18 protein-coding genes are annotated in these 18,148 nt (G+C 66.5%); 5 read left to right on the top strand and 13 right to left on the bottom strand.

What is annotated here, in order from left to right; genetic code table 11:
• The first annotated feature begins 112 nt into the window (after positions 1 to 112).
• Positions 113 to 670, top strand: a complete 558-nt coding sequence (gene mobB / locus RR42_RS02490; protein ID WP_043351233.1) for a molybdopterin-guanine dinucleotide biosynthesis protein B — start codon at positions 113 to 115, stop codon at positions 668 to 670.
• Here mobB and RR42_RS02485 read toward each other — a convergent pair.
• Positions 655 to 1,254, bottom strand: a complete 600-nt coding sequence (locus RR42_RS02485; RefSeq protein ID WP_043351232.1) for a short chain dehydrogenase — start codon at positions 1,252 to 1,254, stop codon at positions 655 to 657. The two genes, mobB and RR42_RS02485, sit on opposite strands and share 16 nt — an antisense overlap.
• Positions 1,255 to 1,389: 135 nt before the next feature.
• Here RR42_RS02485 and RR42_RS02480 point away from each other — a divergent pair, with 135 nt between their 5' ends.
• Positions 1,390 to 2,274 carry a LysR family transcriptional regulator gene (locus tag RR42_RS02480; protein WP_043343606.1) on the top strand — a complete coding sequence of 295 codons (885 nt, stop codon included), beginning with the start codon at positions 1,390 to 1,392 and terminating at the stop codon, positions 2,272 to 2,274.
• Between the two features lie 21 nt (positions 2,275 to 2,295).
• Here the strand turns inward: RR42_RS02480 and RR42_RS02475 are convergent, their stop codons facing one another.
• From RR42_RS02475 to RR42_RS02460, 4 genes are all read right to left on the bottom strand, one after another.
• A complete protein-coding gene (locus RR42_RS02475) occupies positions 2,296 to 3,084 on the bottom strand; it encodes an endonuclease/exonuclease/phosphatase family protein (RefSeq protein ID WP_043343604.1) in 789 nt (262 codons plus the stop codon).
• Positions 3,081 to 3,554 (bottom strand): dihydroneopterin triphosphate diphosphatase, encoded by a 474-nt coding sequence (gene nudB, locus RR42_RS02470; RefSeq protein ID WP_043351230.1) that lies wholly within the window; start codon positions 3,552 to 3,554, stop codon positions 3,081 to 3,083. Before nudB ends, RR42_RS02475 begins: the two co-directional genes overlap by 4 nt.
• A gap of 105 nt (positions 3,555 to 3,659) precedes the next feature.
• Positions 3,660 to 4,547, bottom strand: coding sequence for a hypothetical protein (locus tag RR42_RS02465; RefSeq protein ID WP_043351229.1), 888 nt, complete (start codon positions 4,545 to 4,547; stop codon positions 3,660 to 3,662).
• Between the two features lie 201 nt (positions 4,548 to 4,748).
• Complete coding sequence (locus tag RR42_RS02460) at positions 4,749 to 5,645, bottom strand: LysR family transcriptional regulator (RefSeq protein WP_043343601.1); 897 nt, start codon at positions 5,643 to 5,645, stop codon at positions 4,749 to 4,751.
• Positions 5,646 to 5,774: 129 nt separating this feature from the next.
• Between RR42_RS02460 and speB the strand changes: the two genes are divergently transcribed.
• Complete coding sequence (gene speB, locus RR42_RS02455; protein WP_043343597.1) at positions 5,775 to 6,761, top strand: agmatinase; 987 nt, start codon at positions 5,775 to 5,777, stop codon at positions 6,759 to 6,761.
• 33 nt (positions 6,762 to 6,794) lie between these two features.
• Entirely contained in the window at positions 6,795 to 8,102 is a 1,308-nt protein-coding gene (locus RR42_RS02450) for an MFS transporter (protein ID WP_043343594.1), read from the top strand.
• A 65-nt stretch (positions 8,103 to 8,167) separates the two neighbouring features.
• Here RR42_RS02450 and aspS read toward each other — a convergent pair whose 3' ends face one another.
• The 4 genes from aspS to RR42_RS02430 all read right to left on the bottom strand — a co-directional run bounded on the left by aspS (position 8,168) and on the right by RR42_RS02430 (position 12,725).
• Positions 8,168 to 9,973 carry an aspartate--tRNA ligase gene (gene aspS, locus RR42_RS02445; protein ID WP_043343591.1) on the bottom strand — a complete coding sequence of 602 codons (1,806 nt, stop codon included), beginning with the start codon at positions 9,971 to 9,973 and terminating at the stop codon, positions 8,168 to 8,170.
• A gap of 43 nt (positions 9,974 to 10,016) precedes the next feature.
• Entirely contained in the window at positions 10,017 to 10,715 is a 699-nt protein-coding gene (locus RR42_RS02440) for a DUF502 domain-containing protein (protein ID WP_043351226.1), read from the bottom strand.
• 14 nt (positions 10,716 to 10,729) lie between these two features.
• Complete coding sequence (locus RR42_RS02435; protein ID WP_043343590.1) at positions 10,730 to 11,089, bottom strand: FmdB family zinc ribbon protein; 360 nt, start codon at positions 11,087 to 11,089, stop codon at positions 10,730 to 10,732.
• A 199-nt stretch (positions 11,090 to 11,288) separates the two neighbouring features.
• Entirely contained in the window at positions 11,289 to 12,725 is a 1,437-nt protein-coding gene (locus RR42_RS02430) for a sodium:solute symporter family protein (RefSeq protein ID WP_043343588.1), read from the bottom strand.
• Positions 12,726 to 13,173: 448 nt separating this feature from the next.
• Here RR42_RS02430 and RR42_RS02425 point away from each other — a divergent pair, with 448 nt between their 5' ends.
• Positions 13,174 to 13,782 (top strand): hypothetical protein, encoded by a 609-nt coding sequence (locus RR42_RS02425; RefSeq protein WP_043343585.1) that lies wholly within the window; start codon positions 13,174 to 13,176, stop codon positions 13,780 to 13,782.
• 35 nt (positions 13,783 to 13,817) lie between these two features.
• On the opposite strand, the gene RR42_RS02420 is transcribed toward RR42_RS02425, so the two are convergent.
• The 4 genes from RR42_RS02420 to RR42_RS02405 all read right to left on the bottom strand — a co-directional run bounded on the left by RR42_RS02420 (position 13,818) and on the right by RR42_RS02405 (position 18,145).
• On the bottom strand, positions 13,818 to 14,480 hold the full coding sequence (locus RR42_RS02420; RefSeq protein ID WP_052494415.1) for a methyltransferase domain-containing protein: 663 nt from the start codon (positions 14,478 to 14,480) through the stop codon (positions 13,818 to 13,820).
• Between the two features lie 71 nt (positions 14,481 to 14,551).
• Positions 14,552 to 16,129 (bottom strand): ubiquinone biosynthesis regulatory protein kinase UbiB, encoded by a 1,578-nt coding sequence (gene ubiB / locus RR42_RS02415; RefSeq protein ID WP_043343580.1) that lies wholly within the window; start codon positions 16,127 to 16,129, stop codon positions 14,552 to 14,554.
• A gap of 105 nt (positions 16,130 to 16,234) precedes the next feature.
• Positions 16,235 to 16,909 (bottom strand): ubiquinone biosynthesis accessory factor UbiJ, encoded by a 675-nt coding sequence (locus tag RR42_RS02410; protein WP_043343577.1) that lies wholly within the window; start codon positions 16,907 to 16,909, stop codon positions 16,235 to 16,237.
• Positions 16,910 to 17,119: 210 nt separating this feature from the next.
• Entirely contained in the window at positions 17,120 to 18,145 is a 1,026-nt protein-coding gene (locus RR42_RS02405) for a Tim44 domain-containing protein (RefSeq protein ID WP_173430668.1), read from the bottom strand.
• Positions 18,146 to 18,148: the final 3 nt, after the last annotated feature.

Below are 18,148 nucleotides of genomic sequence, written 5' to 3'. Positions count from 1 at the left end.
TGTGCGTGCGCCAGGCGACGCGCGCGGCGCACACAGCGTGTGGGGCCATGCGCGCCGCGGCGGCCTTTCTCTGCTATCGTCGCCGCTTCATCCCCTCGCAAGCCCCGACATCGTGAAGGTTTTCGGCATCTCCGGTGCGTCCGGCAGCGGCAAGACCACGTTGCTGGATCAAGTGATCCCACGCTTCGCCGCCGCCGGCCTGCGCGTGGCCGGCGTCAAGCACACCCACCATGGCTTTGACCCGGACACCCCGGGCAAGGACTCTTGGCGCATGCGCCAGGCCGGCTGCGCCAATGTCGTGCTGGTGGGCGCGCGGCACCTCACGCTGATGCGCCACTATCCCGAAGCCGAGGCCTCGCCTGAGCTGGCCGATGCGCTGGCCGTGCTGCCCGCCGACACGGACCTGGTGCTGGTGGAGGGTTACAAGCGCAGCGATTTCCCCAAGCTGGAAGTGTTCCGCCCAGACCTGGGCAGGCCGCCGCTATGGCCGGAAGTGCCGAGCATCATGGCCGTCGCCAGCGACCAGCCGCAGGCGGTGGCCGCGCTTACCGCCTTGCCCGTGCTGGACCTGGCGGACCTTGACGCGATCTGCCAGGTCATCCGCGACAGCGCGCTCGAACTCACGCCCGCGCTGGCCGCCGCCCTGGCGCAGCCTCACCAGACCCGATAGACATGCCCGCTGCGCGGCCCTTCCACGCTGCGCTGGAAGGCCAGCGCGACGCGCGCCGCCGGCACCGGCTCAAAGCCGGGGAAGAAATCGCCATACGCGGGCCATGACTCCTGCACTACTGTGGGGCTGACCACATTGATGCGCAGGCCGCGCTCCAGTTCGGGCGCCGCGCTACGCACGAACCCCTCCAGCGCCGCATTGACGCTGCCGGCATTGGCGCCCATGCGGATCGGCTCGCTGCCGACAATGCCGCTGGTGAGCGTGATCGAGCCGCCATCGTTCAGGAAATGCTGGCCAACCAGCGCCAGCCGCACCTGCCCGAGTAACTTGTCCTGCAGCCCGATTTCGAAGTCCTCGGCCCGCATCTGCGCGAGCGGCCCGAAAAACAGGCTTCCGGTCGTGGCGACGATCGCGTCCACCCGGCCGGTCGCGTCAAACAAGGCCTGCACGGATTCCGGCCGGGTCAGGTCGACCCGATGATCGCCGCGCGACTTGCCGACCCGCACCACGTCGTGGCGAGCCGACAGGTTCTCTGCTACCGCCTGGCCGAGCGTTCCGCTGGCTCCGATCACAATAATCTTCATCGCATTCCCCATGGTTCTGGTTGTTTAGGAAGACGGCATTCCTTCTACCGCCATCAGGAATGCATTGTGAAAGTGGATCAAGGAGGGATAAATGGGCTAGGATTTTGCATATCCCTAATTTTTAATTAGCAATCCATGGACAAGCTGCGCAGCATGGAAGTGTTTGCCGCCGCTGCCGAAGCCGGCAGCTTCAGCGCCTGCGCCGATGCGCTTGGCCTGTCGGCGGTGATGGTAGGCAAGCATGTCGGCCAACTGGAGCGGCATCTGGGCGTGCGCCTGCTGCAACGCAGCACGCGCCGCCAGAGCCTGACCGAAGCCGGCCACCTGTTCCTGGAGGAATGCCGGCAGATCCTGGAGCGCGTGCGCAAAGCGGAAACCGTGGCCGAGCGTCTGCACAGCCAGCCGCGCGGCCGCCTGCGCGTGAGCGCACCAGTGACGTTGGGGGAGACGGCGGTAGCCGAAGCGGTATCGGCCTACCTGCTGCGCTACCCGGAAGTCACGGTGGAACTGGTGCTCGACGACGCGTTCACCGACCTGATTGCCGATGGTTTCGACGCTGCCGTGCGCATCGGCGCGCTGGCCAGCTCCGACCATCTGGTGGCGCGGCCGTTGCGGCCGTATCGCATGGCGATCTGCGCGGCGCCGGCCTACCTCGCGCAAGCGGGCCATCCGCGCACGCTGGCAGAGCTGGCCGGGCACCGCTGCTTGAATCATCTGTTGTGGCCGCAAGGCATGGGGTGGCCGGCCCCCGAGGATGGTGCTGCGGTGCCCAAGTCATCGGCGCCGCTCGCGGCCAACAACGGCCAGGCGCTGCGGCGCGCGGCACTGGCTGGCTGTGGGGTAGTGATGCAGCCGGAAGTGCTGCTGGCGGCAGACATAGCCGCCGGGCTGCTGGTCCCGCTGCTGGAAGACGCCATGCCCGTACCAAGGCCGGTCCACCTGCTTTATCCGCGCGACCCGCGGCCACTGCCCAAGCAGGCCTGCTTTGTTGATGTCATGCTGGAAAAAATGGGGGCCTGAGGACAGCCCTGAGGATAGCCCTCAGGGAGTCGTGCCCGCCTTGGCCTTGTGGACAACCGGCCGCTCCGGCACGGCAATGCGTGCAAGCTCCGCCATCAATGGCACGTGGTCCGAGCGCTGGGCCCAGTCGCGGCCGGTCAGCGCGCTGGCGTGCTCGATCTCGAAGCCGCGCACATAGATGCGGTCGAGTTGCCACCAGGGCATGTGGCTGGGAAAGGTGTGCAGCCGCGCGCCACCCGCGGAGGACACTTCCATCGCCCCGAGGGTGTTGCAGATCAGGTTGTCGAGCCGGTGGTTCCAGTCATTGAAATCCCCGGCGATCACCAGCGGCGCCTCGGCAGGCACCACATCCTGCACCCGCTTGACGAGCGCCTCCGCCTGGCGCGCGCGGCTGCGCGCGAACAAGCCGAAATGCACGCAGATCAGATGGGCCTCGACCCCGTTCATATCCGCCACCGCGTGCAGCAGGCCGCGCTGCTCGAAGCGATGGTCGGAGATGTCGAGGTTTTCCGACATCAGGATTGGATGGCGCGACAGGATGGCGTTGCCGTGGTGCCCGTGGTCATACACCGCATTGCGGCCGTAGGCCGAATGCGGATACGCGTCGGTCGCCAGATAGTTGAGCTGGGTGTAATCCGGGTCGAACAAGGCCGCCGCCACCAGGCGGTCATTGCGATCCTGCACTTCCTGCAGGAAGACGATGTCGGCATTCACCACGTGCAGGCCATCACGCACGTTATGGATACGCGACTTGCCCTTGATGCCGGTCACGCCCTTGTGAATGTTGTAGGTGACGACGCGCAGCCTCATAGGTCCGCTCCGCAGGCCGCACGCTGCCCCCGCACCCGCCAGCCCAACTGCAGCACGGCCTCGGCATTGCTGCTCGAGAAGCACAGCGCTGCGGCCTCCCGCCACGGTAGCCACTGATACTGCAAGTGCTCGCGCGGCGCCAGCGTCACCGGCAGCGGCTGCGCGACACGCAGGCCAAACCAGTGCTCGGTGTTGCGCGTCACGCCCGGTGCGTAGCGGTGGCGCCACTGCGGGTAGATTTCGTACTCGATGGTGTGGTTCCAGTCGTCCAGCTGGTGCTCGGCGGCGATCAGGCCGGTTTCCTCGGCCACCTCGCGCGCGGCCGTCAGCGCCAGCGGCTCGTCGGGCGTGTCCAGGCTGCCGGTAACCGACTGCCAGTAGCCCGGCCGGTCGGCGCGCTCGATCAACAGCACTTGCAAGTCTGGCGTGTGGATCACAACCAGGACGGATTCAGGGATTTTGTAGGACATGGGGATAGGACAAACGGCGTCCCCAAGCTTACCGCAGATGCGCCCGGGCACCATGGGAAACATGACGGACATGGCGGAGATGGCGGACTCGCTGCCCAAGCCCATTCATGCGGCATGGACGCTGGACTGCGCCGGCGTCTCGCGCAACCAGGTCTCGAATACGCCAGGCGAGTCGCCGTGGCCCCACGCGGCGCGCAGTTGCTGCATCAACGGGGTCAGCGCGCGCGTGTACTCGCGCGACGCCACCTGCGCATGCACGGCCAGGCGGTCCGCGCATTGCTGCACCTGCGCCTGCAACTGCGCGCGCTCGTGCGTGATCTCCTTCTCTCGCACGCCCAGCGTGTTGTACTTCTGGATCAGGAAGCGCTGGTAGTCTCCGGCCTCGACACCTTGGGCGGCCTGCGCATTGACCTGCTCGAAGCGCATCACGATGCTGCCGGTCTCCTGCTCGATATGCGTGGCCTCCGCGGCCAGCGCCTGCAAGCCATCCTGCAGCCGCAGCGCTTCGCGACGCTCGTCGCGCAGTTGCGCGACGTACGCATCGAAGCTGCGCTGGGCCGTCAGGTAAGCCTGCACCACCGGCTGCGGCGCCACCACCAGCAACGGATCCGCGCCGCCCGTGCGGCTGCCCTGCAACAAGGCGTCGTCGGCCAGCCTCAGGTTACCGAGGTCCTCCAGCCAGCGCCCACGCGCCATGACCGTGCCCACCGTATCCAGCGCCACCCGGCGCAGGGCTTCAGCGCGCTGCATCTCCACCGGTTCCGGCATGGGCACGCCCCCGCCGCCGGATATCGCAGCATGCGCGATATCCGGCACACAAGCGGCCACCGTGGTCGCCACGGACTCCGACATGGCCACCGCCGAGCGGCGCACCGCGCGCCGCAGCTCGAAGCGCGCCAGCAGCATCATCACCAGCCCGGCCGCCAGCCAGGTGAGGATGGTCTCGGCATGGGCCAGTAAAAACTGGCGAATCAGTTCTACATCCAGGTGCACGGCAAATTCCTCCCGCGCGGCCGTCATGCCTTCGAATTGGGCTTGCGGCTCAGCGCTATAAAGGGAGAAGACTGGACGGAAAAGGCTTCGTTCCGCGATGTAACAATTGGAAACCAGGGATTGGTGCCGGCTGTGGGTGCCGGCTGTGGCCCGTGGCGCATCAGAGACCGCGCCGCCGGACTTGAGCGGATCTCCCGCGCTTCACGCATGCGCCGCCTTCATGTCGGCAATGAAGGCGTCCAGAAGATCGTTACGGTGCGGCTTGCGGCGCACCGCCATGTCGAACGGTACGTCATAGCGCATCGCGTCCGGCGCGAGCGGGGCCAGCTGTCCCTGCTGCACGTACGGCGCCGCGAAATGCGCGGGCAAGTACCCAAGGTGGCGGCCGGACAGCACCAGCATCGCCACCGCTTCCATATTGTCCGCCACTGCCGTCACCAGCCGGTCTGTCGGCGAACCCGCCGCCTCCGGCAGCGGATAGCTGCGCCAGGCCCACGCATGGCCAAGCGCGACCGTCGGGTCGACACGCGCGGCCGTCTCGAAGAGCGGATGGCTGCGTCCGGCATAGGCGAGCTGCGTCTCGTGAAAGATGGTCGTGTAGTCCAGCGCCGGCACACGGTGCCAGAAGTAGCCGATGCCCATGTGGATCTTGCCGTCCAGCAGCATCCCTTCCAGCTCTCCCGGCGAACGCACCAACACGGAGAAATGCACGGATTCGTCCCGTTGGCGGAAGCGCTCGATGGCCTGGCTGATTCGTGCATTGGCGCTCACCGGTGTATGCCCGATCAAGCCCAGGCTGAGCGTGCCCACCAACGTGCGGCCCACCTTGCGCGCTTCCGCGCCAAAGACATCCAGCGCCGTCAGCAGCTTGCGCCCGGACTCGACAAATTGCCGGCCCCGCGGGGTCAGCCGGAAACCGCTGCGCCCCCGCTCGCACAGCCGGTAGCCCAAGCGCGTTTCCAGCGTCGAAAGCTGCGTGCTGATGGTGGACTGGCTGACGTTGAGCGTCGCCTGCGCAGGCGTGATGCCATTGGCATCCACCACCGCCAGGAAAACGCGAATCAGGCGCAGGTCAAGATCGGAAGGTTGTCCCAGCATGGTCGATACATCGAGCCGAATCAATGTTTGGTTCAGAGATTTCGCATTCTACGCGTCGGAGCAATCGGAAAGAATGCAGCTTTCCCCACCAGATTGTGTCGCTGAGCGCGGCACGATGAATCGATCACCATGCATGTAAATACGCCACGCCACCCGGCCGATGAGGCCGGACTCTTCCAGCCGATGTCCGGCAACGCCATGCCGCGCTTCGGCGGCATCGCCACCATGATGCGGCTGCCCGCCGCCGCGAGCACCGCCGGGCTGGATGCCTGCTTCGTCGGCGTGCCATTTGACCTGGGCACCTCCAACCGTAACGGCGCGCGCCTGGGACCCCGCCAGATCCGGGCCGAATCCGTGCTGCTGCGCCCCTACAACATGGCCACGCGCGCCGCCCCCTTCGATTCGCTGCGCGTGGCCGACATCGGCGACGTGGCGACCAATCCGTACAACCTGCATGACGCCATCGCGCGCATCGAGGCGGCTTACCGCGACATCATCGCCACGGGTTGCCGCCCGATCGGGCTGGGCGGCGACCACACGGTCACGCTGCCGATCCTGCGCGCCATGCACGCCAGGCATGGCCGCCTCGGACTGATCCATGTCGACGCGCATGCCGACGTGAACGACACCATGTTCGGCGAGAAGATCGCGCACGGCACGCCGTTCCGTCGCGCCGTGGAGGAGGGGCTGCTCGATTGCGGCCGTGTGGTGCAGATCGGCCTGCGCGGCACCGGCTATGCCGCCGAGGATTTCGACTGGTGCCGCCAGCAGGGCTTTCGCGTGATCACGGCCGAAGCATGCTGGTACCGGTCGCTGGCACCGCTGATGGAGGAAATCGGCATGCGCCTGCAGGGTGGCCCGGTCTACATCAGTTTCGACATCGATGGCATCGACCCGGCCTACGCGCCTGGCACCGGCACGCCGGAGATCGGCGGGCTGACGGTGCCACAGGCGCTGGAGATCATACGTGGCGCGCGGGGGCTGGATATCGTCGGCGCTGACCTCGTCGAGGTATCGCCGCCGTACGACCCGTTCGGCACCACGGCGCTGCTCGGGGCCAATCTGGCGTTCGAACTACTGTGCGTGCTGCCCGGCGTCGTGTACCGCGGCGCCTGAATCCCTCCCCGGACAATCATCAGGAGACCCACCATGCAGACTACCCAGCCTGCTCCCCAGCCACGCCGCGCGGCCCTGGCATCCTTTGTCGGCACCACCATCGAGTGGTATGACTTCTACAGCTACGCCACCGCCGCGGCGCTAGTGTTCGGGCCGCTGTTCTTCCCCGGGGAGAGTCGCCTGCTGAGCCTGCTGGCCTCGTTCGGCTCGTTCGCCATCGGCTTTCTGGCGCGGCCCATTGGCGGCGTGCTGTTCGGCCGCATCGGCGATCGCCTTGGGCGCAAGCGCGCGCTCATGGGCACGCTGTCCTTGATGGCCATCGCCACGGTGCTGATCGGCTGCCTGCCTACGTATGCGCAGGCCGGATGGATCGCGCCCGTGGCGCTGGTGGCGCTGCGCGTGCTGCAGGGCATCGCGGTCGGCGGCGAATGGGGCGGTGCGGTGTTGCTGGCAGGCGAGCACGCGCCAGCCAGCCGGCGTACCTTCTTCGCCTCGTTCGCGCAGCTGGGCAGCGCAGGCGGGCTGATCCTGTCGATGCTGGCCTTCAGCGCCGTGGGCCGGCTCGATCACGACGCCCTCATGCAATGGGGCTGGCGCCTGCCCTTCCTGGCCAGCGCGGTGCTGCTGGCGGTCGGCTTCGTGGTCCGGCGGTCGGTCAATGAATCACCCGAATTCGAGGCCATGCGGGCCGCCGGCGACGTGGCCGGCCGGCCACTGGCCGAAGCACTACGCGCGTGGCCGCTGATCGTGCTGGCGATCGGCGCCAACGTGTACGGCATCGCCGGCGTGTACTTCAGCAACATCTTCATGATCTCGTATGCGACGCAGTACCTGGCGCTGGACCGGGCAATGATCCTCGACTGCATGTTCTGGGTGGCGGTACTGCAGTTCTTCGTGCAACTGGGCGCGGCGCATCTGGCGGACCGCTTCGGCACCTGGCGCGTGCTCGCCATCGTCGCCGCTTGCGCCATCGTGGTGCCGTTCGCCATGCTGCCCCTGGTGCGCATGGGGCAGCCGCACACGGTATTCCTGGGCATCGCCATCGCCACGCTATGCGAATCGGGCTACTACGCCGTCATTGCCGGCTTTGTCACCGGCATGTTCGCCGCGCGCATCCGCTACACCGCCATCTCGCTGTCGTACCAGGTGTGCGGCGCCTTCGCCGGCGGCCTGACACCGCTGCTGGCAACGCTGCTGGCGGACAGGTTCTTCCCGCAGTGGTGGCCGATGGCGGTGTTCTATGCGGGATCTGCGATGCTATCGCTGGTGTGCGTGGTGTGGGTGGGGCGGGTGGGCAGGGGGCGAGAGGCAGGCCTGCCCGCAACCGCGGCGAGCGTTTAGGGCGAAGGAATAAAACAAAAAGGCCGCGCTGTCGCGCGGCCTTTTCAAGCAGTCCGAATCCCGGCTCAGGCCGTCTTCGGCTCCGCGGCGCGCAGGCGGATATGCAGTTCGCGCAGTTGCTTCTCGTCGACCGAGCTCGGGGCTTGCGTGAGCAGGTCTTGCGCGCGCTGGGTCTTGGGGAAGGCGATCACGTCGCGGATCGAATCGGCGCCGGCCATCATGGTGACGATGCGATCCAGGCCGAAGGCCAGGCCGCCGTGCGGGGGCGCGCCGTATTGCAGCGCGTCCAGCAGGTAGCCGAACTTGGCACGGGCTTCTTCCTCGCCGATCTTCAGGGCGCGGAACACCTTGCTTTGCACGTCCTCACGGAAGATCCGCACCGAGCCACCGCCCATTTCCCAGCCGTTCAGGACCATGTCGTAGGCCTTGGCGATGCACTTGCCCGGATCGGTTTCCAGGTATTGCAGGTGCTCGTCCTTGGGGCTGGTGAACGGGTGGTGCATGGCGACCCAGCGGGCATCTTCTTCGTCGTACTCGAACATCGGGAAGTCGATCACCCACAGCGGCTTCCACACGTCCTCGAACAGGCCATGGGTCTTGCCGAACTCGGAGTGGCCGATCTTCAGGCGCAGGCCGCCGATGGCGTCGTTGACGACCTTGGCCTTGTCCGCGCCGAAGAAGATGATGTCGCCGTCCTTGGCGCCGGTGCGCTTCAGGATCTCGGCGATGGCCGCGTCGTGCAGGTTCTTGACGATCGGCGATTGCAGGCCGTCGCGGCCCTTGGCCACTTCGTTGACCTTGATCCAGGCCAGGCCCTTGGCGCCATAGATGGCGACGAACTGGGTGTAGGCATCGATCTCGCTGCGCGAGATGGCGGCGCCGCCCGGCACGCACAGGCCGACCACGCGGCCGTTCTCGCTGTTGGCGGGGCCGGAGAACACCTTGAAGTCGACGTCCTTCATGGCGTCGGTCAGTTCGGTGAACTCGAGCTTGACGCGCAGGTCAGGCTTGTCCGAACCGAAGCGGGCCATGGCCTCGCGGAATTCCATCACGGGGAAGCTGGCGTCCAGGTCGACATCGATGGCGTTCTTGAACACCGTGCGCATCATGTCCTCGAACAGGTCGCGGATCTCCTGCTCGTTCAGGAACGAGGTTTCGCAGTCGATCTGCGTGAACTCGGGCTGGCGGTCGGCGCGCAGGTCCTCGTCGCGGAAGCACTTGGTGATCTGGTAGTAGCGGTCGAAGCCCGACACCATCAGCATCTGCTTGAAGATCTGCGGCGATTGCGGCAGCGCGAAGAAGTGGCCCGGGTTGGTCCGCGACGGCACCAGGTAATCCCGCGCGCCTTCGGGCGTGCTCTTGCCCAGCATCGGGGTCTCGATGTCGATGAAGCCTTGCGCGTCCAGGTACTTGCGCACTTCCATGGCCACCTTGTAGCGCAGGCGCAGGTTGTACTGCATCTGCGGGCGGCGCAGGTCCAGCACGCGGTGCGTCAGGCGGGTGGTCTCGGACAGGTTGTCGTCATCGAGCTGGAACGGGGGCGTGACCGACGGGTTGAGCACGGTCAGCTCATGGCACAGCACCTCGATCTTGCCCGAGGTCAGGTTGGCGTTCTCGGTGCCGGCCGGACGGGGACGCACCTTGCCGGTGATGCGCACGCAGAACTCGTTGCGGATCTCTTCAGCGGCCTTGAACATCTCGGGACGATCGGGATCGCACACCACCTGCACCAGGCCTTCGCGGTCGCGCAGGTCGATGAAGATCACGCCACCGTGATCGCGGCGACGCTGCACCCAGCCGGTGAGAGCCACTTCTTGGCCCGACAGTTGTTCGGTCACGAGACCGCAATAGTGAGTACGCATGGAGGACATAAGAGAATTCCCGGAATAACGCGGCCGCCGATGCGGCCGGCGATCAATTTGAATGCGATGAGCCGGCGGACTCGGCGAGGGCTTCCGCCTCCTCCTCGCCGGCGCGCACCGAGCCGCTCTTGCGCGGCAGCTCGGTCGGCGCCACCACGCCCATCGAGACGATGTACTTCAGCGCGGCGTCGACGGTCATGTCGAGTTCGATGGTATCGGCCTTGGGCATCATCAGGAAGAAGCCCGAGGTCGGATTAGGCGTGGTCGGCACGTAGACGCTGACATACTCGCCCTGCAGATGATTCTGCACATCGCCGCCGGGACGGCCGGTGAGGAATGCGATGGTCCACGAACCCTCACGCGGGTACTGCACCAGCAGCGCCTTGCGAAAGGCATTACCGGACGAGGAGAGCAGCGTATCCGAGACCTGCTTGACGCTGGTGTAGATCGGCCCGACCACCGGGATATGGCGCAGCAGCGCTTCCCACCAGCGCACCAGGCGCTGGCCGATGAAGTTGTGGGCCAGCAGGCCGACCAGCAGGATGAACACCACCGTCAGGATGGCGCCCAGGCCCGGGATGCGCACCTTGAACAGCTGGACCGGCTGCCAGGCTTCAGGCAGCAGCGCCAGGCTCTGGTCCATGGTGCTGATGACCAGGTTCAACACCCACAGCGTGATGCCCAGCGGCACCAGCACCAATAGCCCGGTGAGGAACCAGGTCTTGAGGGCGGAAGTCTTCTTCGCCGGCACGATGCGTTCTGCCTTCAATGGCTGGCGACGGCACTGCCGGAACCGCCGGCAGTGCTGGTCGGCGCCGTGCTGACGGTGCTGGAGGAATCCGTGGCTGCGCCGGACGAGGCCGGTGCCGCTGCTTCGCTCTTGCCCTCGGTGGCGCTGCCCGCGGCCGCGGTGGCGGGCGCAGCGGACGTGCCACTGTTGCCACCGCGGAAATCGGTGACGTACCAGCCCGACCCCTTGAGCTGGAAGCCCGCGGCGGTCAGTTGTTTCTTGAACGTGCCCTTCGCGCCGCAGGATGTGCAGTCGGTGAGCGGGGCATCGCTCATTTTCTGCAGCACATCGCGCCCGTGGCCGCAGGCGTCGCAACGATAGGCATAGATCGGCATAGTGGCTCTCCGCAAGGAGTCTGGAACGGAAATTGGATGGAATCGCGAGGCCGCGCCGAGCGGGAAGTTGCCACTCCCGCGCGCGCACCTTGCGGTGCAAAGCCTTGAATTATAAACCGTTCTGAGAACGCCGGGCCGGCGGAAAAAGAGCAGGAAATGCCTTCGAAGCCACGCGCGACCCGCCGGATGCCCGCAACGCTCAGGCCAGATGAACTTCCTTGACGCGCGGATGGTCGTTGATCCACTGCGGCAGCAGCGAGCCGAACACCATGCCGCCAATGGAGACCAGCAGGCCGACCATCTGCGGCGGCACCGCCGCGTCGGCGAAGGCGACTTCGCAGCACAGCCAGGAAACCAACCCGAGGATGATCGCGGCAAGGCCGCCCTGGCGCGTGGCCGGCTTCCAGAACATGCCAAAGGCCAGCGGGACGAACGACGACACCAAGGTGACCTTATATGCATTTTCCACCATATGGAAAATGGACAGATGCGAGTTCAGCGCGAACAGCGTCACCAGCACGGCGAACACCAGCACCACGGCCTGCATCACGCGCAGGAAGCGGCGGTCGTCGAGATGGCGGAAATAGGGCCGCAGGATATTCTCGGCAAAGGTGACCGACGGTGCCAGCAGCGTCGCCGAGGCACAGCTCTTGATGGCGGACAGCAGCGCGCCGAAGAACATCACCTGGGCGAACATGGGCGCGTGCGTCAGGATCAGCTTGGGCAGGATCAGCTGCGAATCGGTGTTGATGTACTTCTGCACCATCTCCGGGTCGATCATGGTGGCCGAATAGGCCAGGAACATCGGGATGAAGGCAAAGCAGAAGTAAAGCACGCCGCCCAGCACCGAAGCGCGCCCGGCAATCTTCTCGGTGCGCGACGAGGTCACGCGCTGGAACACATCCTGCTGCGGGATCGATCCCAGCATCATGGTGAACAGCGCGGCCGCGAAGCCGATGATCTGGATCAGGTCCAGCGAGGGCAGGAATTCAAACTTGCCGGCCGCCGCCGCATGCGACACCACCGCGGCCACGCCGCCGGCCTGGCCGCTGACTTCATAGCCGATATACAGCATCCCGATCACGATGATGATCATCTGGATGAAGTCGGTCACCGCCACGGCCCACATGCCGCCGAACAGGGTGTACACCAGCACGCTGGCGGCCCCGATCATCATGCCGGTTTCCTGCGACAGCGCACCGTCCGAGACGGTGAAGAACACCAGCCCGAGCGCCTTGATCTGCGCGGCAACCCAGCCCAGGTAGGACATCACGATGCACAGCGTGGTCAGCACCTCGGCCAGCCGCCCGTAGCGATTGTGATAGTAATCGCCGATGGTGAGCAGGTTCATCCGGTACAGCGGGCGCGCGAAGAACAGGCCGACCAGGATCAGGCAGAGCGAGGAACCAAAAGGATCGGACACCACGCCGGACAAGCCTTCCTTGAGGAAAACCGCGGGGATGCCCAGCACCGTCTCCGAGCCGAACCATGTCGCGAACACGGTGGCGGTGACGATATAGAACGGCAGGCTGCGGCCGGCGACCGCGAAGTCGGTGGCGTTGCGCACGCGCAGCGCGGCCCACAGGCCAATGCCGACGGAGATTACCCAATAGATGATGACGAACCAGATCAGCATGCTGCTGCCCTATCCCAAAGTGCCCTTGCGGCGAGAAACCGGTTGCCGGTGAGGCGGGATTTGCGGCCAGCCTTGCCCGGAGTCCAATTCATCGGTCGGGGCCGCATGGGTGGCTGAGCTAGCCTGCGGTCGTAGCCGAATCAAAACGCGGATTATAGCGACGCCTGCGGCGCGGCGAGAAAAAAACCCGTTGCCACGCGGAAATTGCCCGGCACGGTGCAGCCCCGGCGCCACAGGTGACGTGGACTGCGCTGCGGATGCCCGCCACGGCCTCGGCGCCCCGCCATGGTGCGCAAGGCTTGCGGCTTACGCGCGGTTACACAGCTTACAAACCCTGCGTCAGCGCGCCGTGCCCGGCGCGCATTAAGGAAGCCAAGGCAGCAACATCGGGCGCCGCGCCCACGAGCCACGCTGCCGCACACGACCCAATGAGGAAAAGGAGAACACCATGTCGAACCGCCAAACCAAGATGCTCAAGACCCTGATGATTGCCGCAGGCCTGCTCGGCGCCGGCCTGGCCAGCGCCCAGACCGCGGCGGTCTCGCAGGATGTGCAGCGCAACGTCAACCAGGAACAGCGCATCGAGAACGGCCTGAAATCCGGCAGCCTGAGCACGCGCGAAGCGGCCAGCCTGGAAAAGCAGACCGCACGCGTGGACCACATGGAAGCGCACGCCCTGGCCAACGGCTCGGTCTCGCCGCGCGAGCAGGCGTCGATCCAGCGTGCCGAGAACAACGTGAGCCGCGACATCGCGCACGATACGCATAACGGCATCACCGGCAACCCCGCCAGCGCGTCGTCGCAGCGCATGCAGGCCGACGTGCAGCGCAATATCAACCAAGAGCAGCGCATCAAGAAAGGCGTGGCCAACGGCTCGCTCACCAACCGCGAGGCCGGCAGCCTCGAACGCGGCCAGGCCCACGTGGATCGGCGCGAAGCGCGTGCCGGCGCCAACGGCCATGTCGGCGCGGGCGAGCAGCGCGGCATCCAGCGCGTCGAAAACCGCGACAGCCGCGCGATCTACCACGACAAGCACAACGCCCGCGTGCGCGGCTGAAGCAAAGGCTGGCGCCTGCGGCTGAACCCTGAAACCTAAGCCCTGCGGCGCCAGACCTGCCACTGCTCGCGACCGGCAAATACCGGCAGCGAGCCCGTGGCGGCCCGCGCCTGCACCAGTTCGAAGGCCGGCTCAAGCAGCGCGCGCAGTTCTGCCTCGGGGATGGCGAAAGGCGGCCCGCCGCGCGTCTCGTCCAGGAAGAAGTAGCCGGCCAGCAGCCCGCCCGGCGGCAGCAGTTGCGCCACGCGAGCGGCGTAGCCGGCCCGCATGGCTGGTGGCAAGGCGCACAGGAAGGCCCGCTCGTAAATCCACTGACAGGCAGGCTCGGGCGCGAAGGCAAAGAAATCCGCCTCGTGCACGACGGCCCCGGCCGGCCCCAGCGAGCGGCGCGCGCTGGCCACGGCCTCCGGTGAGAAATCAATGGCGGTCACCGGCCAGCCGCGCGCATGGAGCCACCCCGCTTCCCAGCCGTTGCCACAGCCCGGGATTAGCGTTGGGCACGGCGCCATCGCGCTGGCGAAGGCCTCGAAATCGGCCGGCACGCCGCCCAGGTCCCAGGGCATGAAGCCCTTCTCGAAGCGCTCATCCCAGAAAGCCGGATCCCCCGCGTTGCGCGTGGCAAAGGCTGGCGGGGCCGCAGCCTGGTTCGGCGCGTTATCGGATTTGGTCAAGCTAGCCTCCACTGCATTGCATTTCATCAACCTTGCACTCGCCACCCGGGCGATTCGGGGCACGATTCGGGGCGCATTTCGGGGCACTATCCCGTGCGTTACCAGTAGCCAACCCAGGCCAGCAGCTCGGTCAGCACCACCCCGGCGATGAATCCGCCAACCAGCAACAAGGCCGTGCCGACCAGGCGGTTGGTGCGGCGCTGCTCGGCGACCAGGGCGGCCAGCAGCTTCTCCTGCTGGCCATTGTCGACCAGGGCGCGGCGCTCGAGGAACTGGTGCGCCAGGCGCGGGAAGTCAGGCAGCATCTTGGCCCATTGCGGGGCCTCCACCTGGATGCGCTCCCAGGCGCCCTTCCAGCCGACCTGCTCGTGCATCCATTTCTCGAGGAAGGGCTTGGCGGTCTTCCACAGGTCCAGGTCCGGATCGAGCTGGCGCCCCAGCCCTTCGATATTGAGCAAGGTCTTCTGCAACAGGACCAGTTGCGGCTGGATCTCGACATTGAAGCGGCGCGAGGTCTGGAACAGGCGCATCAGCACCATGCCCAGCGAGATCTCCTTGAGCGGCTTGTCGAAATAGGGCTCGCAGCACGCCCGTACCGCGCTCTCCAGTTCCTCCACCCGCGTATGGGCCGGCACCCAGCCCGACTCCACGTGCAGCAACGCCACGCGATGGTAGTCGCGGCGGAAGAAGGCGATGAAGTTCTGCGCCAGGTAGTTCTTGTCGAACTCGGACAGCGCGCCGACGATGCCGAAGTCCAGCGCGATGTAGCGCCCAAAACTCTGCGGCGCCACCGACACCAGGATGTTGCCCGGGTGCATGTCGGCATGGAAGAACCCGTCGCGGAACACCTGCGTGAAGAAGATCTCCACGCCCTCCTCCGCCAGCAGGTGCATGTCGACGCCTGCCGCCCTGAGCGACTCGGTGCGCGAGATGGGGATCCCATGCATGCGCTCCATCACGAAGACCTCGCTGCTGCACCAGTCCCAGAACACCTCGGGCACCAGGAGCAGCTTGGTATCGGCAAAGTTGCGGCGCAGCTGGCTGGCGTTGGCGGCCTCGATCATCAGGTCGAGCTCGTCGTGCAGGTATTTGTCGAACTCGGCGACGACCTCGCGCGGCTTCAGGCGCTTGCCGTCAGCCCAGAAACGCTCAAGCCAGGCAGCCAGGTCCCGCATCAGCGCCAGGTCGCTGTCGATGACCGGCAGCATGCCCGGGCGCAGGACCTTCACCGCGACTTCGCGGCCATGGTTGGGGCCGCCCTTCAGGGTGGCAAAGTGAACCTGGGCAATGGACGCGCTGGCCACCGGCTTGTGGTCGAAGCTCTCGAACAGCGTCGCCAGTTTCCGGCCCAGCGAGCGCTCGATGATCTTGACCGCCACGACCGAATCGAACGGCGGCACCTGGTCCTGCAGCTTGGCGAGCTCGTCGGCAATGTCCTCGGGCATCAGGTCGCGCCGGGTGGAAAGCACCTGGCCGAACTTGACGAAGATCGGGCCCAGCCGGGTCAGGGCCAGGCGCAGGCGCTCGCCGCGGGGCATGTCGAGCTTGCGGCCAATGGTAATGACACGCACCAGGAAACGGATGCGGCGGCTCTTGAAGCCAGACAGCACGAGCTCGTCGAGGCCGTAGTAGAGGATGACGAAAACGATCTTGCAAAGGCGCAGGAAGCGGGTCATGCAGGTTCTTCAGTGTTGGGGCCGTGCTGCTTGGCCGGTCTGGCAATGGCTAAAGCCGTGGATGCGCAATGGAGCGGGGTCTGACGGCGGCGGGCCGCGGGCAATTCAGCGATGGGCGGACGGCAGCGTGCCGGCGCCACGCTCGGAGCGGGTGCGCTGCTCCAGCTTTTCCAGCCGCTTTTCCAGCCGGGCGAGGTCGTCGCGCAGCGCGCTCACGCCCGCGCCGAACTCGTCGAGCGCCGCGTGGCGCACCAAGGTCGGCTGCTCGTCGAGCAGGTATTCGGTCACGTTATCGACCAGCGCGCGGCCGACCCGCGTGGCCTGGGCATGCACCTGCTGCACGCCGTCCACCACCCGTTGCGCCACGCTGTCGCTCACTGGGCCGCCCAGGATGCCGCGCAATGCGCGCGACAGGTCCTCGGCCGCATCCCAGCGCAGGTTGCGGGCCAGCGTGGAGACCGTATTGGCCAGCTCGGCATCGCCCTCGATGCGCACATGCTTCATCGCCGCCGCCTGGCCGCCGCCCGCCACGTCCGAGGCCACCAGCGGCCACTGCTGCAGCGGCACGGTCAGCGTGACCGCCGGGGTTTCATCCACCGGGGCCAGCTCCGTCAGGCCCTGCCCCGTCACCTTCAATGCGAGCGTGAACGCGGCCGCGTCAAAGCGGATGATGCGGCCGGCGAAGGGCTGGAGCATGGTGGTTGCCCAGGGCTCCTGTTCCAGCAGGTGGTTCAGGGCAGTGATCGGGGGGGTGGCCAAGGGGGTGGGGAGGGTGGTCATGATTGGGTGGGGCTGGGGGCGGGCCTTTCAGTAGGTGTTAGGGGTTGATCGGTTCTAAAGTCACAGTCACAGGCAAAAGCAACTGCTTAACTACAAAGTCAAGCAACGGAATCCCCCCACCCCACAAACAAAAAAGCCCACGTTTTCACGTGGGCCTCCATTCTATGTCACCTGCCGGCCTTAAACCTGCCGGCGAGGCACTCCCTGCACTCAGGAAGTTTGCTGGATCCCCGCCAGCAGCCAGCCGCCAGGGCCGCTTACCGGCTTTGCCAGGTTCCAGACTTCGGCGAAGGGCTGGGCGGGCTCGCCGGCCTTTTCGCGGATCATGCCGGAGAAGCGCACGCTGGCCAGATGCTGGGCCGGGCTGTCTTCGATGCCGAGCAGTTCGCCTTCCAGCGTGACCACGTCGGTCTTGTTGACCTCGGTGCCGCGTTCGGACAGGTCCATCTTGATCTCGGCGAACATTTCCGGCGTGGTGAACTCGCGGATGTCCTCGAGATTGCCGGCATCCCAGGCCGCCTGCAGGCGTACGTAGTACACCTTGGCGTTGCGCAGGAAGGCTTGGGTGTCGAAGTCGGCCGGCACACCCCAGGGCTGGGCCGCGCCCGCAGCAGCACCAACGGCCGCGCCAGCCATCACCGGTGCGGCGGATTGCATCGAGGCGACGGAACCGGGCGCGGGCATCACCGGGTTGGGTGAACCAACCGGCACCTGTTGGCGCAGGACCGGTTCGTTGCTGCCACCAAATCCGTTACCCGAGCCACCGCCGGCACCGGCTGCCGCACCGGCATAGGCCGGTTGCTGCGGTGCCTTGGCGCCGCCGCGGAACTTGCGGATCAGCCAGATTGCGGCGAACGCCACCAGGGCGATCAGGATCAGGTTGGACAGGAAGCCCATGGCGGCGCCGCCCAGGCCGAAGTGCGACAGCAGCCAGCCGATGCCCAGGCCGGCGGCGATGCCGCCGAGCATGCCGCCCCAGTTACGCTTGGGCGCGGCAGCAGCGGCTGCGCCGGCGCCTGCTGCAGCGGGCGCGGCTTGCTGGGCCGGGGCCTGCTGCGCGGGCGTCTGGTTCGGCGATTGCTGCGCCGGTGCCTGCTGGCGTTGCGTCACGCCGGACGATTGCTTGCCGATGCTGCGCGACCCGCCGAGGCGTTTGGCATTGGCGTCGAGCGCCATGCCGAGGGCAAGCGTGCCAATCAGCACACCCGCCATGAATTTTGCGCGAAATAGCGACATATC

It is taken from the genome of Cupriavidus basilensis (assembly GCF_000832305.1).
GTDB lineage: Bacteria > Pseudomonadota > Gammaproteobacteria > Burkholderiales > Burkholderiaceae > Cupriavidus > Cupriavidus basilensis_F.
Note: the sequence above shows the minus strand (reverse complement) of the source record. Positions and strands in the feature narration are given on the sequence as shown.

What these genes read in the sequence shown, in the direction of transcription:
- RR42_RS02485 (WP_043351232.1), bottom strand. Translation starts at nt 1,254, where the DNA reads ATGAAGATTATTGTGATCGGAGCCAGCGGAACGCTCGGCCAGGCGGTA.
- RR42_RS02480 (WP_043343606.1), top strand. Translation starts at nt 1,390, where the DNA reads ATGGACAAGCTGCGCAGCATGGAAGTGTTTGCCGCCGCTGCCGAAGCC.
- RR42_RS02475 (WP_043343604.1), bottom strand. Translation starts at nt 3,084, where the DNA reads ATGAGGCTGCGCGTCGTCACCTACAACATTCACAAGGGCGTGACCGGC.
- nudB (WP_043351230.1), bottom strand. Translation starts at nt 3,554, where the DNA reads ATGTCCTACAAAATCCCTGAATCCGTCCTGGTTGTGATCCACACGCCA.
- RR42_RS02460 (WP_043343601.1), bottom strand. Translation starts at nt 5,645, where the DNA reads ATGCTGGGACAACCTTCCGATCTTGACCTGCGCCTGATTCGCGTTTTC.
- speB (WP_043343597.1), top strand. Translation starts at nt 5,775, where the DNA reads ATGCATGTAAATACGCCACGCCACCCGGCCGATGAGGCCGGACTCTTC.
- RR42_RS02450 (WP_043343594.1), top strand. Translation starts at nt 6,795, where the DNA reads ATGCAGACTACCCAGCCTGCTCCCCAGCCACGCCGCGCGGCCCTGGCA.
- aspS (WP_043343591.1), bottom strand. Translation starts at nt 9,973, where the DNA reads ATGTCCTCCATGCGTACTCACTATTGCGGTCTCGTGACCGAACAACTG.
- RR42_RS02435 (WP_043343590.1), bottom strand. Translation starts at nt 11,089, where the DNA reads ATGCCGATCTATGCCTATCGTTGCGACGCCTGCGGCCACGGGCGCGAT.
- RR42_RS02430 (WP_043343588.1), bottom strand. Translation starts at nt 12,725, where the DNA reads ATGCTGATCTGGTTCGTCATCATCTATTGGGTAATCTCCGTCGGCATT.
- RR42_RS02425 (WP_043343585.1), top strand. Translation starts at nt 13,174, where the DNA reads ATGTCGAACCGCCAAACCAAGATGCTCAAGACCCTGATGATTGCCGCA.
- RR42_RS02420 (WP_052494415.1), bottom strand. Translation starts at nt 14,480, where the DNA reads ATGAAATGCAATGCAGTGGAGGCTAGCTTGACCAAATCCGATAACGCG.
- ubiB (WP_043343580.1), bottom strand. Translation starts at nt 16,129, where the DNA reads ATGACCCGCTTCCTGCGCCTTTGCAAGATCGTTTTCGTCATCCTCTAC.
- RR42_RS02410 (WP_043343577.1), bottom strand. Translation starts at nt 16,909, where the DNA reads ATGACCACCCTCCCCACCCCCTTGGCCACCCCCCCGATCACTGCCCTG.
- RR42_RS02405 (WP_173430668.1), bottom strand. Translation starts at nt 18,145, where the DNA reads ATGTCGCTATTTCGCGCAAAATTCATGGCGGGTGTGCTGATTGGCACG.